The sequence below is a fragment of the Actinomadura luteofluorescens genome, assembly GCF_013409365.1.
Taxonomy (GTDB): Bacteria; Actinomycetota; Actinomycetes; order Streptosporangiales; family Streptosporangiaceae; genus Spirillospora; species Spirillospora luteofluorescens.
Genome location: NZ_JACCBA010000001.1, coordinates 5154176 through 5168568 on the forward strand (window position 1 = coordinate 5154176; position 14393 = coordinate 5168568).

The following is a 14393-nucleotide window of genomic DNA, read 5'->3' on the forward strand; positions in this document are numbered from 1 at the left end:
TCGATCACTCAACGTGACTCTCCCGGGTCGTCATGTGATCGCCGCCCGTCGTCCCCGCCGGACGTGCGAACCCGGCTCGCGTCGAGCCGTACGAAAGGAATCGGGCGGCGCCTGGAATGCGATGCCATTCGACGTGGCCGGTTTCCCGATTGGCATACCGTCGGGCCGGATTGAACGGCCGAAACGGGTGGTCCATTGACCTGGACTTACGCGCGCACCTGATCACGATCTGGTGTGCGGACCGTAAGAGTCTTGTCTGTTTTGTGGCGGTTTTGTATGTTCGCTCCAACCGGGGGAAGTTCGTTGTCCGTCCGTCGCCGATCTTCCCGAGGAGACCCCATGCCCGAGGTCAAACGCCGTGATCTGCTCGCCGGGGTCGCGGCCCTCACCGGGTTCGCGACCGTCGGCCTGCTCCCCGGCACCGCCGCCGCCGCGACCCGGCGGCGCCCCGGCGCCCTCCTGGCCCCCTCCCTCACCGCCGGCGACAAGGCGGTGGTCGCCCGGGTCGACGCCCGCCGCGCGCTGCGGCACCTGAAGGTGCTCAGCGACGAGATCGGCTGGCGCATCGCCGGCACCCCGTCGGAGCACCGCGCCGCCCGCTACATCGCCGGATGCCTGCGCGATCTCGGCTACACGGTCGAACTGCAGCCCTTCCCGGTCGCCGACAAGTACCTGGCGGAGATCCGCTCCCGGGGCGAGCGGGTCTGGCAGTGCAGCGCCTCCCCGCAGGGCGCCGTCGCCTCGGTGGACGGCACGGTGGTGGACGTGGGCCGGGTCACCGAGGTCACCGGAGACGTGCGCGGCAGGCTGGTGCTGTTCGACCGGATCACCGGCATGGAGACCGAGCAGGCCAAAGCCGCCGCGAACGCCGGGGGCCGCGGCGGCGCTCGTCGTCAACGCGCGCTCCGAGACCTATCCCGAGCGCAAGCCCGGCTCCTTCGTCCCGACGCTGAAAGAGACCGTCGCGATCCCGGTGCTGGGCCTGGCCGAGTACCACGGCGAGCGGATCCGCGCGGGCGCCCGGCGACTGTCGTTCGCGGTCACCCACCACTCGGGGCTGACCTCGTACAACGTTCTGGCCGAGCGTAAGGCGACGCTGCCCAACCCCACCGGCAAGGCCGTCATCGTCAGCGCGCACTACGACAGCGTCCCCGGCTCACCGGGCGCCAACGACGACGGCAGCGGAACCGTGCTGTGCCTGGAACTGGCGCGCGTGCTGAAGCGGCTGCCGACCCAGCAGGCGGTCCGCGTCTGCCTGTGGGGCTCGGAGGAGTACGGCCTGGTCGGTGCCCGGCACTACGTGAAGCAGCTCGACGAGGCGGGCGTCGGGCGGATCACCGGCTGCTTCCAGAACGACATGGTCGCCACCAGCCATCCGCCCGCGGGCACGTACTGGCTGCTGTCCGTGGACGGCGCGGACAACACCACCACGGCCGCCGTGAACGCCGCCGCGCACCGGCTCGGCTACACCGACCAGACCAAGGGCCCCACCGCCCGAGGCTCCAGTGACCACGAGGCCTTCTTCGAGCGCGGAATCCCGGCGGGCAACTTCAGTTGGCGCGGCGGTGAGGCGCCCAGCCAGCTGGAGCCCTTCTACCACTCCCCTGAGGACACGATCGCCCAGAACGTCAGCCTGGAGCGGCTGCAAGTGTCCCTCGAACTGATCGGCTGCGCCCTCTACGACGTGGCGCGCCGCAAGTAGCGAGGAAGGGAAGAAGGGCGGGCGAACACTTCGGCCCGGCTCCGGGTCGAAGTGGCACGACACCGTCTCCCCACTTCGAGAGAACGACGGAGGCGCGAACGGGTCTCCTCATGACACCATTACGGTGATTTGAGGAGGCCTGTTGCATCGTCTGGTCGTGTCACTGACCTCCCCCGGGGCGTATCGGACGGTCCTGGAGGCGCTGAAGGCGCCGCTGCCGTCGGGTGCACCGCCTGGGCGGCACATCATGATCGAGCCGGGCTCGTATCCGAACACGGGGTTCCGCAGTACGAGCGACTTCGTCATGACGGCCGTGGAGGGCCTGGGTTCGGTGACGCTGGACGGTCGTACCGTCGGCACGATCGAGGTCACCGGCAAGGTGACGTTGCAGGGGCTGATCGTCCGGAACTGGAGCGACAAGGGCCTGGCTCTGGAGGCCGCGGGAGGCACCGTCGTCGCGGAGCAGTGCGAGTTCATGACCAAGGGCTCCCTCGCCCTCCGGGCGTCGAAGGGCGCCCACCTCACCTTGCGGGACTGCGAGGTCCAGGACGGCGCGGTCGTGTACAGCGCCTCGTCGGGGGTCATGGAGGGCACCTCCGTTATCGGGACGAGCGGCAACTCGGTGGCGCTCCGCAGCGGCAGTACGGTGACCCTCCGGTCGTGCCAGGTCAGGGACGCGGGCGGGGACGGCATCTGGGTAACCGAGGGGTCGCGTCCGCTGATCGAGCAGTGCACGATCAGCGATCCGGCCCGCGCGGGGCTCTGGGTCGACCATCGCGCGGAGGTTGTGCTCCGCGACTGCGAGATCCGGGGCACGCGCAAAACGGCCGTCACCGCGCTGGAAAAGGGCGGCATCGTCGCGGACGACTGCCTGATCGCGGGCTCGGAAGTCGACGCGCTGTGGGTGGCGACCGGCGGCTCGCTGACCGCGCGGCGGGTCAGGATGGAGGCGCCGCGGCGGACCGGCGTGGCCGTCGACAAGGGCACCGTCCACCTGGAGGACTGCGAGGTCGTCAACGCGTCCGACAGCGGCATGTACCTCGCCCAGGATGCGAACGTCACAGTCGCCCGGGGACGGGTCGCCGACTCGGGGCGGGCGGGCGTCGAACTGGCCAACGGCGCGCACGCCCGGCTGGAAGGAATGACGATCACCGGCAGCAAGCTCGCCGGCGTGAGCGTGGGATCGGGGAGCGAACTCGCCGTCCGCGGCTGCACCTTGGCGGGCAACCACGGCCGCGGCATCTTCACCGTCCTTGGCGCGAGCATGGAGATCGAGGATTTGACGAACGTCGGCAACGGGATGCCGGACCTGTTGGATTTCGAGCCCCCTGCCGCGACCGGTCAGGCAGAGAACCAAACGCCGGCCGAGCCCGTCAGCCAGGCGCCCGCCGAGCCCGAGCCCGAGGCGGCGCCGCCCGTGCCGAAGAAGGTCGGCGGGGCGGCGGACGTGCTGCTGGCCGAGTTGGAGGCGATGATCGGCTTGGCGGGGGTCAAGCGTGAGATCCGCATTCTGACGGATCTGCAGAAGGTGGCTGAGCAGCGGCGGTTGGCGGGCCTGCCGCCGGGTTCGGCGATGGGCCGGCACATGGTGTTCGCGGGTCCGCCCGGGACGGGTAAGACGACGGTGGCGCGGCTGTACGGCGGGATCCTCGCGGCTCTCGGGGTGGTGGAGAAGGGCCAGGTGGTCGAGGTCAGCCGGGCCGATCTGGTGTCGGAGAACATCGGTGGGACGGCGCTGCGCACGACCGAGGTGTTCGACCGGGCTCGCGGCGGTGTGCTGTTCATCGACGAGGCCTACACGCTGTCGCGTAAGGCGTCCGGCACCGACTTCGGGCAGGAGGCCATCGACACCCTGGTCAAGCTGATGGAGGACCACCGCGACGAGGTCGTGGTCATCGCTGCCGGATACTCGGCCGAGATGCGCGAGTTCCTCGCCGCCAACCCGGGCCTCAGCTCGCGGTTCTCCCGGACGGTGGAGTTCGAGAACTACAGCCCAGCCGAACTCGTCCAGATCGTCGAGACCCAGGCCGACAAGGACGGCTACCAGCTCGCCGAGGACGCACGCACCGCGCTCCTGGCGCACTTCACCTCCATGAAGCGCGACGCCTCCTTCGGCAACGGCCGCGCCGCACGCCGCGTCTTCGAAGCGGCGGTGGAACGCCAGGCGCAACGCCTGGCCGACATGGAAGAACTGCCCTCCGGCGAGGAGCTGTCCCGGCTGGTCGCCGAAGACCTCGACGTCGACACGGGCCTGGCCGCCCGGTTCGGGGAGGCCCGCGACCCCGACCAGGTCGGCAACCTGCTGGCGCGGCTGGCGGCGATGACCGGACTGGACGAGGTCAAACGCGACATCCGCGACCTGCTCGACCTGATCGCCTCGGCCCGGCGCCGCCGCGCCGCCGGGCTGGAAGCCGAACCCTTCACCGGCCACCTCATCTTCGCCGGGCCCCCCGGCACCGGCAAAACCACCGTCGCACGCCTCTACGGAGAACTCCTCACCGCCCTGGGCGTCCTCGCCCAAGGCCAGGTCGTGGAGGCGGCACGTGTCGACCTGGTCGGACAATACGTCGGACACACCGCACAGAAGACCAGCGAGGTATTCGAACAGGCCCGCGGCGGCGTGCTGTTCATCGACGAGGCCTACACCCTGTCGCGCCAGGCCGGATCAGGAAACGACTTCGGCCAGGAAGCCATCGACACCCTCGTCAAGCTCATGGAGGACCACCGCGACGAGATCATCGTCATCGCGGCCGGATACACCTCAGAAATGGACGGATTCCTGGCCACCAACCCCGGCCTGGCATCCCGCTTCGCCCGCACCCTGACCTTCCGCCCCTACGAGGTCGACGGCCTGGTCTCGATCTTCCTCGGCAAGGCCAAGGCAGCCGACTACCGCATCCCCGACTCGACCCGCCAAGCCCTCACCACCTACCTGGCGGCCAACCGCGACCGGTTCCGGGAAGGCAACGGACGCGAAGTCGACAAACTCTTCCGAGCCGCCGTGACCGCCCACGCCCGCCGCACCGAACAACTCGCCAACACCGGCATCGAACTCACCACCGAACAACTCGCCACCCTCCTCCCCGAAGACATCAGCGGATAGTCCTCCAGGGAGGAGGGGCACCTGAGTCGCTTGTGATCCGGGTGCGGCTGCGTTCAGCCGACCATGTCCGGTAGCTCGTCGGGCGTGACGCTCCACCAGGCGGCCGTGTCGGGTGGGAGGATCGCGTCCTGCCCTTCCGTACGGATCGGCCCGCTGCTCAGCAGGAGCGAGCCGCGGGCCGTGATCTGGACGCTCCGGTCGCCGGTGTTCACCGCGCACAGCATTCCAGGGCCGTCGGAATGGCCACTGCGCTCGAACACCAGACAGTTCGGCGGCCCGTCCAGCCAGCGCAGCTCACCGTCGCCCAATGCCGGATGGTCGCGCCGGATCCGGAGAGCCTCGCGGTAGAGGTTCAGCATGGAAGCGTCGTCGTCCTGCTGCGCCTCCACCGTGAGCGACTTCCACTCGGGCGGCGACGGCAGCCAGCCGCCGCCCGATCCGAATCCGAACGGGGGCTCGTCGCCGGACCACGGCAGCGGGACCCGGCACCCCTCACGGCTGCCCTTGATGCTCTCGAACTGCGGGTCGGTCACCAGCTCGACCGGGATGTCGAGCACCTCGGGCAGGCCGAGCTCCTCACCCTGGTACACGTACGCCGAGCCGGGCAGCGCCAGGGTGAGCAGCGCCGCCGCTCGGGCCCGCCGCCGTCCGAGCTCGCCGTCGCCATAGCGGGTGACATGCCGCTGGACGTCGTGGTTGGACAGCACCCAGGTGGTGGGTGCGCCGACGGAGCCCGTCGAGGCGAGGGACTTCTCGATCACCGAGCGCAGCGCGCCGGCGTCCCAGCCGGTTCGCATGTAGTCGAAGTTGAACACCTGGTGCAGCTCGTCCGGCCGTACGTAGCCGGCCAGCCGTTCGAGCGAGGGCGCCCACGCCTCCGCGACCCCGATCCGCTCTCCGGGGTAGGAGTCGAGCAGCCGCCGCCAGCTCCGATGGATGTCGTGCACCCCGTCCTGGTCGAAGTACGGCACCTTGCCGCGTCCGAGCAGGCGCGACTGGGGCGCGTCACCGACGTCGGGCAGCCCGGCCGCCTTGACCATGCCGTGCGCCACGTCGATGCGGAATCCGTCGGCCCCCAGGTCGAGCCAGAACCGCAGGACGTCGTCGAACTCGGCCCGCACGTCCGGGTGCTCCCAGTTCAGGTCGGGCTGCTGCGGTGCGAACAGGTGCAGGTACCACTGCCCGTCGGGCAGCCGGGTCCAGGCGGGACCGCCGAAGACCGACTCCCAGTCGTTGGGCGGCAGTTCGCCGCCGGCCCCTCGTCCCGGCCGGAAGACGTAGCGCTCCCGCGCCGGACCGGAGATCCCGGCGGCCAGCGCCTCCTGGAACCAGACGTGCTGGTCGGAGGTGTGGTTGGGCACGATGTCGACGATGACGCGCAGCCCCAGTCCGTGCGCGTCGCCGATCAGGCCGGCGGCGTCGGCGAGCGTGCCGAACGTCGGATCCACCGAGCGGTAGTCCGTGACGTCGTAGCCGCCGTCGACCATCGGCGAGGCGTAGAACGGCGTGATCCACAACGCGTCCACGCCGAGCGCGGCCAGGTAGGGGAGCCGGTCGCGGATGCCGCCCAGGTCGCCGATGCCGTCACCGTCGGCGTCGGCGAAACTGCGCACATAGATCTGGTAGATGACCGCGTCACGCCACCAGCGCGTACCACCCGGGCCAGAGGACTCCGCAGGGCTCCCCACTCCGCGCGCCGGTGAAGGAGGCCTCGATGATAGATCCATACGAGGAACCGTCTGGAGATCCATTTGATTCGCACTCGCGGATCCCGATGTCGCGGACGAGACGCCAGAATCGGCTCATGGACGTGCCTGACCTGCTGCGCCGCGCGGCCGATCTCATTCCGGCGCACACCAGGAGCGACGCGGGCCTCGGCGCTGACGACGTCAGGGACTACCTCGCCCAGGACGAGTGGGAGGTCGCCCTGGCCGTGCTCGACGACTTCGACGGCGTCCAGTGGCAGACGGTCCGGTACTGGGACCTGCTCATCGCCGCGGCTCGGCAGCTGTGGCTCGAAAACGACGTCGCCTGGTTCCACTGGCGGCGATCCGAGACACTGCACGGCCTGATCAGAGCGGACCTGCGGCTGGTTCCCCCGGAGGAAGGGGGACGTCGCCTCCCCGTCCCGAACGACGGGAAGCTCCGGCCGTTGTGGTCCATCGGCCGGACGACCGCCGAAGGTCACGACGACCTGAGCGTCGCCGCCATCCGGGTCGAGTCCGCGCCCGAGATCCCGCCGGGCGGATCCGGTCGGATCAGGCTGCTCCCACTCACTCCGCTCCACTGGCGCCACCTCGGACCCGGCGACGTCATCACCATGCACGAGGGGCGGCCCGTGCGCGGAACAGCGACGATCACCCAGATCCAGCCTCCGCATTTCAACGCGGGGCAGCGCCAACAGAGCACAGGGCGCATTCGTTGGACGCCGCCGTTCTCGTCGTGAAGTGGGCTTAGCACTACCCCCATTGGCGTCCTGGCCCTACGGCCCGCGCGGTGCCTCCGGATCGAGCATTGAGGGCATCGGCCGACGGGAAGCGCCCGGCTCCGGCCGCACGAAGGAGTGATGGACACATGAGCGGGTCCAGGACCAGAACCACCGCGCTGTGCGCCGTTCTCGCCCTCGGCGGGACGCTGGCGCCGGTGCCGGCGCACGCCTTCGCCCGGCACCGGCCCGCCGTGCAGAGGATCCGGTCCTCCGGGACCACGGAACTGACCTCCGGCTGGGCGATCCGATCCTCCGCCGACGTCCGCGACACCGGCGCCGAGATCTCCAAGCCGGACTACCCGGCGAAGGGCTGGCTGCCGCTGTCGCGCCCCGAGACGCTGATGGCGGGCCTGCTGGAGAACGGCCGGTATCCGAACATCTTCCACAACGACAACATGGCGAAGGTGCCGGCCAAGCAGTTCGACGTGAACTGGTGGTACCGCGAGCAGATCACCGTCCATCCCCGGAAAGGCGGCCGGACGTCGCTGGTGATGAACGGCGTCTCCGGAAAGGCCGACCTCTGGATCAACGGGAAGAGGCTCGCCGGATCCGCGCAGCTCCAGGGCTCGTACACGCGGCTGGAATACGACATCACGGGCTACGTCCGGGACGGGGCGAACGCCATCGCGCTCGACGTCTCCCGCAACGACGCCGACATCACCAAGTTCGACACGCCCATGCGGTACCTGACCCAGAACCAGGTCGACTGGAACCCGATGGCGCCCGACCAGAACACCGGGCTCCAGTACGCGCCGCAGATCGTCCAGGAGGGGCCGGTCTCGGTCCGGAACGCGCACGTCCTGCAGGACGACGCCCCAGACCTGTCCACCGCCGACCTGACCGTCAAGGCCGACGTCCGCAACAACACGGGCTCTGCCCAGCGGGTGGTCGTGTCGGGGACGGTGACGCGCGGTTCCACCCGCGTCGCCTGCAAGGCCACGGTCACGGTACCCGCGCGGGCGACGCGCACCATTGCCATCACCAAGGCGGAGTGCCCCGGCCTGCACCTGGAGCGCCCGGCCGTGTGGTGGCCGTACCAGATGGGCGACCAGCCGATGTACCACCTCGCGCTGGACGCGTCCGTGGACGGAAAGGTGTCCAGCGCCGCCGCCGAGGACTTCGGCATCCGGACGGTGACGTCGCGGCTCACCAAGCCCGTCCCAGGCAAGACCCACGGCAAGGACGGCTACCGGCAGTTCATCGTCAACGGCAAGCCGCTGGTCATCCGCGGCGCCGGATGGTCGCCGGACCTCTTCCTGCGCTACTCCCCGTCCAACGTCTCCGACCAGATCTCCTACATCCGGAACATGGGCCTGAACGCGGTCCGGTTCGAGGGCAACTTCCCGCCCGACGACATGTTCGCCCAGCTCGACCGGGCGGGCGTCCTCGCCATGCCGGGCTGGCAGTGCTGCGCCCTGTGGGAGGGCAAGTCGTCGACCTGGTCGGACGGCGTCAAGGCCAACGCGTCCAACCAGGCGGGCACGATGGCGGCACGGCTCCGCGACCACCCGAGCGTCTTCACGTTCTTCCAAGGCAGCGACGACGCGCCCGACCCGGAGAAGGAGGCCCTCTACCTGAAGGCGTTCGCGCAGGCCGACTTCCGGCTCCCGCAGGTGGCCGCGGCGGAGTACAAGTCGTCGCCCAAGCTCGGGCCGGCCGGCACCAAGGAGGGCGGCTACAACTACTTCCCGCCCAACGCCCTCTGGAACAACAGGCGGGAGACCGTCAACACCAACGACCCGACACTCAGCATGACCGGCAGCGCCTGGGGGTTCGACACCGAGGTCAGCACCGGCAACACCATCCCGACGCAGGACTCCCTGAACCGCTTCCTCCCCCCGGAGGAGCAGAAGAAGATCTGGGACCCGGCGACCGCCCAGGGCCAGACCGCCGGCCAGGACATGTACCACACGTTCTACTACGCCGACTACACGCGCCTGTCCCGGATGGGCGTCTACAACACCCCGCTGTGGCACCGGTACGGCCCCTGGAAGGACGCCGCCTCGTACCAGAAGACCGTCCAGCTCGGTGAGTACGAGGTCACCCGCGCGCAGTTCGAGTCGTACATCGGCAACTCCACCGACAAGGCGAACCCCAGCACCGGGATCATCTACTGGATGCTGAACAAGGCGTGGCCGTCGCTCCAGTGGAGCATGTACGGCACCGACTTCGACCAGCCGGGCGTCTACTTCGGCGCGAAGAAGGCCAACGAGCCGGTGCACGTCATGTACTCCTACGACGACGGCTCCGTGAAGGTCGCCAACCTGACCGGCGCACGCCAGGACGGCCTGAAGGCCACCGCGCAGATCATCGACCTCGACGGCAGGGTCCGCGCCACCGCCACCGCGCCCGTCGGGGCGCTGGGCAGCCAGGACGTCCGGACCGTCCTGCGCCCGAAGGTCCCGTCCGGCATCTCGAAGACCTACTTCGAGAAGCTCACCCTCACCCGCGGCAGCGAGGTCGTCAGCCGCAACGTGTACTGGCTGTCGACCAAGGCCGACCAGGTCGACTGGCCGAAGACGCACGCGCCCGGCCAGTACACCCCGTCCAACGGGTTCGCGGTCTTCAAGAAGGACGGCTACGCCGACCTGACCGGGCTGCGCGCCCTCAAGCCCGCCGACATCAAGGTCAAGGCCACCACGCACCGTGAGGGCCGGGAGATGGTGACGAGCGTGACCGTCCGCAACGTCGGCCACGGCGGCACCCCGGCCCTGTTCACCCGGGCCGACCTGTTCGCCGGCGGCAACCAGGTGCTGCCGATCCGCTGGAGCGACAACGACGTCACCCTCTGGCCCGGCGAGCAGCAGACCATCACCGCCCGCTACTCCGCCACGTCCGCCAAGCCCGACGTCCGCGTGAACGGCTTCAACGTCCCCGACCAGACCCGCCGCGCGAGCTGAGCCGGCCCGAAGGCCGGACGGGGACCCGCCCCGTCCGGCCTTCGCGCTGTGTTTTCTCAGTCCCGGCCCACTTCGCTCGCCTGGCGGCTCGCTGCGTGACCTGGCCTGGGCGAACGCGGCATCGCTTCGCGATCTGCCCGGTTCCGCTCGCCTTCGGCTTCGCTCCACCGGGCAGGTCACGCGTTCGCGCGTGCGGCCGGAGCCACTTCGAGACGGGCCCTAGGGTGCCGTGGACCGGCCCTGGCAGAGGGCCGTCTGGACGGCGGCCTTCATGTCGTCGCTCTGCGCGTCCGACCCGCCCGGGTCGAGGTTCACCATGACGGTCGCCTGGCCGCCGTCGACCGTTGCGCCGCTCGCGGTCTCGTACCCGAAGATGTCGCCGCCGTGCCCCCAGTACAGGCCGCCGCAGGGCAGCCGCCTGCTCTCCAGGCCCAGGCCGTACGCCCGGCCGTCCGCGGCGCCGGTCGGCCGCGTCCTCATCATCTCCCGCAGCTGGGCCGGGCGCAGCAGCCTCCCGCCGACGAGCGCGCCCAGGAACCGGTCGACATCGGCGCCACTGGAGATCATCCCGCCGGCCGAGCCGGCGACCGAGGGATTGAACGCGGTGAGATCGACGAGCGGCGCGTCCCGGCCCGGCCGCACGTACCCGCGCGGGTGCGGCCCGGGGATCGCCGAGGCATCCTGCGGTGCGGACGTCTCGCGCAGGTCCAGCGGGGTGATGATGCGCCGCCGGACCTCCTCGCCCCAGGTGCGGCCGGTCACCTTCTCGATGAGCATGCCGGCCAGCAGGTAGTTGGTGTTGGAGTAGCCCCAGCCGGTGCCGGGCGCGAAGGCGGGCGGATGGGCGAGCGCGATGTTCACCAGGTCGCGGGTGTCGCGGTGGGCGAGCGGGTCCTGGAGGATGTCCTGCGGATTCAGATAGTCGAGGTAGTCCGGTACGCCGCTGGTGTGCTGCAGCAGCTGGCGGACGGTGATCTTCCGTCTGTGCCCACCGTTCCCGGGGACGACACCAGGCAGATACCGCTCCACCGGCGCGTCGAGCGAGACGCGGTGCTCTCCCACCAGCTGGAGCACGACCGTGGCCACGAACGGCTTGGTCATGCTGCCGATCCGGAACCTGCTGTCGCGGGGGACCGGCGCCTGGCTGGTCACGTCCGCGACGCCGCTGGTCAGCACCGTGCTGCCGCTGCGATCCCGCAGGTGGAGGAGCGCTCCGGGTCCGCCGTCGACCGTGGTCAGCCGGTTGAGGAGCCGGTGCAGCTCAGCCTGGTCGGCGCCGCCGGCGGAGGGGCTGTCGGCCCGCGAGGTGCCGGTGCCGGTCAGTGCGCTCAGCGCGACACCGGCCGCCACGGCCAGGGCGAGTGCGCCGCGCAGCGCACGCCTCTGCTTGATCATGTTTGGTTCCCTGAGTCCGGTGGTGATGGTGGTCGGGTCGGGTCAGGCCGTCGCGGGGGCCTCGGCCCCGCGGTGCGCGGGGGCGGGCCGGCTCTGCTCGCGGCTGTGCGGGAAGAGGGCGAGCCAGATCAGCGCCGCACCCGCCGGCAGGAGGTCCAGGTTGGCCATGATGCCCACGAAGGCGAGGACGAGGAGGACGGCGCTGCCGGCGGCCATGGCGCGCCGGGGGCCGACGACCGCGTACTGGACGAGCAGCGCGGTCAGGCCCAGCATGAAGAGCACCGGCCCGATCTCGTAGAGCGCCTGGGGGAGCACGGCCGGGACGTCCGCGTACCGGTCGGCGAGCGCGCTCTTCTCGGCGGCGTCCGCCGCCCGCAGGCCGACGACGATGTCGATGATCGCGACGCGGACGAAGGTGACCAGTCCGACGGCGGCCGCGGCGGCGAGGGCGCCCGCGGTGATCCGCCGTGCCCTGCCGCGCTCCGCGCCCGGCATGCGCCGCCACAGGCCCGCGATCACCAGGCCGTACAGGAGCAGCGAGCCCAGGAAGAGCAGGTGGCCCACCGTCCAGGCGGGGCCGGGCCCGTGCTGCCCGTCACGGCCGTCGATCAGCCGGACGACGCCGTAGACGAGCATGAGGGCGGGGGCGAGATGGAAGGCGATCCTGGTCATGAGGGGTTCTCCCGGAGGTCGAGGCTTGCGTCCCTGCGTTTTCGATCTTCAGGGAGAGCGGTGGTCCGGGGGATCGCCGTCGCGGGGGGTCTTCGGGCATCGGTGGCGCGGGGGAGAACCGGGGCGCGGCTCCCTCGCGCGAGGGAGCCGCCCCTTCAGGAGGGCTCGATCAGCCGGGTCTCGTACGCGGCGATCACGGCTTGGGTGCGGTCGCGGATGCCGAGCTTGGCCAGCACGTTGCTCACGTGGGTCTTCACGGTGTGCTCGCTGACGACCATGGCCGCCGCGATCTCCGCGTTCGACAGGCCGCGGCCCAGCAGGCGCAGGGTCTCGCGCTCCCGCTCGGTCAGGACCGACAGGCGGTCGGAGACGGCCGCGCCGGCCCGCGGGCGGTTGCGCGTGATGTCGGAGATCAGGCGGCGGGTGACGGTGGGCGCGAGCAGCGACTCTCCCACCGCCACCACCCGGACCGCGTGCACGAGGTCGTCGCGGCGCACGTCCTTGAGCAGGAACCCGCTCGCCCCGGCGTAGAGCGCGTCGTAGACGTAGTCGTCCTGGTCGAACGTGGTCAGCATGATCACGCGCGTCCGGGTCCCGGCGCACACGGCCTTCGCGGCCTCGATGCCGTCCATGCCGGGCATGCGGATGTCGAGCAGCGCGACGTCGGGGTCGTGCTCGTCCACGGCGGCGACCGCGGCGGCGCCGTCCTCGGCCTCGCCCACCACCTCGATGTCGGGCTGCGCGTCCAGGATCATCGCGAAGCCGGTGCGGACGAGCTCCTGGTCGTCGGCGAGCACCACCCGGATCACGCGGCCACCGCCGCGGCGCAGGGCAGGGTCGCCGAGACCCGGAACCCGCCGCCGGGCAGGGGACCGGCCTCGGCCGTGCCGCCGCAGGCGGCGGCGCGTTCCCCGATGCCGATGAGGCCGTCGCCGCCCCGCCGCCAGCCCGGATCGGCTCCGCCGTGGCCCTGCCCGTCGTCGGTCACCGTGATCTCCAGTTCGTGGTCGGTCCAGCGGAGCAGCACCTCGGCCGCCCGCGCGCCGGCGTGCTTCACCGTGTTGGTGAGCGCCTCCTGCACGATGCGGTACGCCGCCAGATCGGCGTCGGCGGGCAGGTCGCGGCGCTCGCCCTCGACGGTGAGCCGCACGTGGACCTGGGTGCGGTTGACGTGCTCGACCAGCCCGGGCAACGCGTCGATGGTCGGCTGCGGCGCGCGCACGCCGTGGTCCTGCTCCTCCTTCAGCACGCCCAGCGTGCGGCGCAGCTGGGCCATCGCGTCCCGGCCGGCGTCGGCGATCGCGTCGAAGACCCGTTCGGCCTGGCCGGGGTCGGTGTGGACGACCACCGGACCGGCCTCGGCCTGAACGACCATGAGGCTGACGGCGTGCGCGAGCACGTCGTGCATGTCGCGGGCGATGCGGGCCCGTTCCTCCGCCGCCGCCCGCGCCGCCTCGGCCTGGCGTTCGCGTTCGAGCGCCTCGCGTTCCCGTTCCAGCTGCGCGGACCGTTCCACCAGCGCGTTCGACCGCTCCCGCGCGGTCCGCGCCAGCGTGCCGAGCAGGAACGCCGTCATGGGCAGCAGCAGCGTGAACATGAACTCGCCCGCGTCGTTGTTCTTCACGAGCAGCGCACCGGGCGGGATCGATGCCACGACCACGCCGATGAACCCCCACCGCTGCCAGCGATGCCGCCCCAGGTCGGCGAGGGTGTAGATCGCCACGAGCGCGCCGTACTGCAGCATCTGGCCGGGCCGGTGGTGCAGCGACACCCCCATGGCGAAGCACGCCACCACCAGTGCGATCGCGAACGGCGCCCGCCGCCGCCACACGAGCGGGACGACCGTGCCGAGGTTGAACACCACGCCGAACGGCGTCACGTCGGGCGCCGTGGCGAACGGGACGAACACCGGGACGGCGACCGCCGCGGCGACCAGCACGTCCACGAGGCGGCCGCCGCCCCCACGCCGCCGCAGCCACGTGAGGGGGCCGAAACCGCTCAACCGATCTGACATCCCCCCAGTATCGGCCGGTCCGCGCCGTGCCCACCTCGCTCGCACGAGGGATCTTCCCCCGGTCACGGCGACTCAGGAGAAGAAAGCTCCGAGCTGAACGAGCTTCAGGCCCGTGCGCA

General features: G+C 70.9%; 10 protein-coding genes. 5 read left to right on the forward strand and 5 right to left on the reverse strand.

What is annotated here, in order from left to right:
• Positions 1-339: 339 nt before the first annotated feature.
• From BJY14_RS44520 to BJY14_RS23985, 3 genes are all read left to right on the forward strand, one after another.
• The gene (locus BJY14_RS44520; RefSeq protein ID WP_218905572.1) at positions 340-1089 is read left to right on the forward strand and encodes a zinc-binding metallopeptidase family protein; all 750 of its coding nucleotides are present in this window, start codon (positions 340-342) and stop codon (positions 1087-1089) included.
• Positions 974-1702 carry a M20/M25/M40 family metallo-hydrolase gene (locus BJY14_RS44525; protein ID WP_218905573.1) on the forward strand — a complete coding sequence of 243 codons (729 nt, stop codon included), beginning with the start codon at positions 974-976 and terminating at the stop codon, positions 1700-1702. Before BJY14_RS44520 ends, BJY14_RS44525 begins: the two co-directional genes overlap by 116 nt.
• Before the next feature lie 157 nt (positions 1703-1859).
• Positions 1860-4805 (forward strand): right-handed parallel beta-helix repeat-containing protein, encoded by a 2946-nt coding sequence (locus BJY14_RS23985; RefSeq protein WP_312879376.1) that lies wholly within the window; start codon positions 1860-1862, stop codon positions 4803-4805.
• Between the two features lie 53 nt (positions 4806-4858).
• On the opposite strand, the gene BJY14_RS23990 is transcribed toward BJY14_RS23985, so the two are convergent.
• On the reverse strand, positions 4859-6532 hold the full coding sequence (locus BJY14_RS23990; protein WP_179845687.1) for a glycoside hydrolase family 13 protein: 1674 nt from the start codon (positions 6530-6532) through the stop codon (positions 4859-4861).
• Positions 6533-6609: 77 nt separating this feature from the next.
• On the opposite strand from BJY14_RS23990, the gene BJY14_RS23995 reads away from it, so the two are divergent.
• Both BJY14_RS23995 and BJY14_RS24000 read left to right on the forward strand, forming a co-directional pair.
• Positions 6610-7251, forward strand: coding sequence for a hypothetical protein (locus BJY14_RS23995; protein WP_179845688.1), 642 nt, complete (start codon positions 6610-6612; stop codon positions 7249-7251).
• Between the two features lie 128 nt (positions 7252-7379).
• Positions 7380-10193 carry a glycoside hydrolase family 2 protein gene (locus BJY14_RS24000; protein ID WP_179845689.1) on the forward strand — a complete coding sequence of 938 codons (2814 nt, stop codon included), beginning with the start codon at positions 7380-7382 and terminating at the stop codon, positions 10191-10193.
• A gap of 219 nt (positions 10194-10412) precedes the next feature.
• Here BJY14_RS24000 and BJY14_RS24005 read toward each other — a convergent pair whose 3' ends face one another.
• The 4 genes from BJY14_RS24005 to BJY14_RS44535 all read right to left on the reverse strand — a co-directional run bounded on the left by BJY14_RS24005 (position 10413) and on the right by BJY14_RS44535 (position 14274).
• On the reverse strand, positions 10413-11588 hold the full coding sequence (locus BJY14_RS24005) for a serine hydrolase domain-containing protein (protein ID WP_179845690.1): 1176 nt from the start codon (positions 11586-11588) through the stop codon (positions 10413-10415).
• Between the two features lie 42 nt (positions 11589-11630).
• Positions 11631-12260: a hypothetical protein gene (locus BJY14_RS24010; RefSeq protein ID WP_179845691.1), complete on the reverse strand. Its 630-nt coding sequence runs from the start codon at positions 12258-12260 to the stop codon at positions 11631-11633.
• Positions 12261-12415: 155 nt separating this feature from the next.
• Positions 12416-13069, reverse strand: coding sequence for a response regulator (locus tag BJY14_RS44530; protein ID WP_258945112.1), 654 nt, complete (start codon positions 13067-13069; stop codon positions 12416-12418).
• Positions 13066-14274 carry a sensor histidine kinase gene (locus tag BJY14_RS44535; protein ID WP_218905574.1) on the reverse strand — a complete coding sequence of 403 codons (1209 nt, stop codon included), beginning with the start codon at positions 14272-14274 and terminating at the stop codon, positions 13066-13068. The genes BJY14_RS44530 and BJY14_RS44535 overlap by 4 nt, the downstream gene beginning before the upstream one ends.
• Between the last annotated feature and the right edge of the window lie 119 nt (positions 14275-14393).

What these genes read in the sequence shown, in the direction of transcription:
- BJY14_RS44535 (WP_218905574.1), bottom strand. Translation starts at nt 14,274, where the DNA reads ATGTCAGATCGGTTGAGCGGTTTCGGCCCCCTCACGTGGCTGCGGCGG.
- BJY14_RS24000 (WP_179845689.1), top strand. Translation starts at nt 7,380, where the DNA reads ATGAGCGGGTCCAGGACCAGAACCACCGCGCTGTGCGCCGTTCTCGCC.
- BJY14_RS24005 (WP_179845690.1), bottom strand. Translation starts at nt 11,588, where the DNA reads ATGATCAAGCAGAGGCGTGCGCTGCGCGGCGCACTCGCCCTGGCCGTG.
- BJY14_RS44520 (WP_218905572.1), top strand. Translation starts at nt 340, where the DNA reads ATGCCCGAGGTCAAACGCCGTGATCTGCTCGCCGGGGTCGCGGCCCTC.
- BJY14_RS24010 (WP_179845691.1), bottom strand. Translation starts at nt 12,260, where the DNA reads ATGACCAGGATCGCCTTCCATCTCGCCCCCGCCCTCATGCTCGTCTAC.
- BJY14_RS23990 (WP_179845687.1), bottom strand. Translation starts at nt 6,532, where the DNA reads ATGGATCTATCATCGAGGCCTCCTTCACCGGCGCGCGGAGTGGGGAGC.
- BJY14_RS23995 (WP_179845688.1), top strand. Translation starts at nt 6,610, where the DNA reads ATGGACGTGCCTGACCTGCTGCGCCGCGCGGCCGATCTCATTCCGGCG.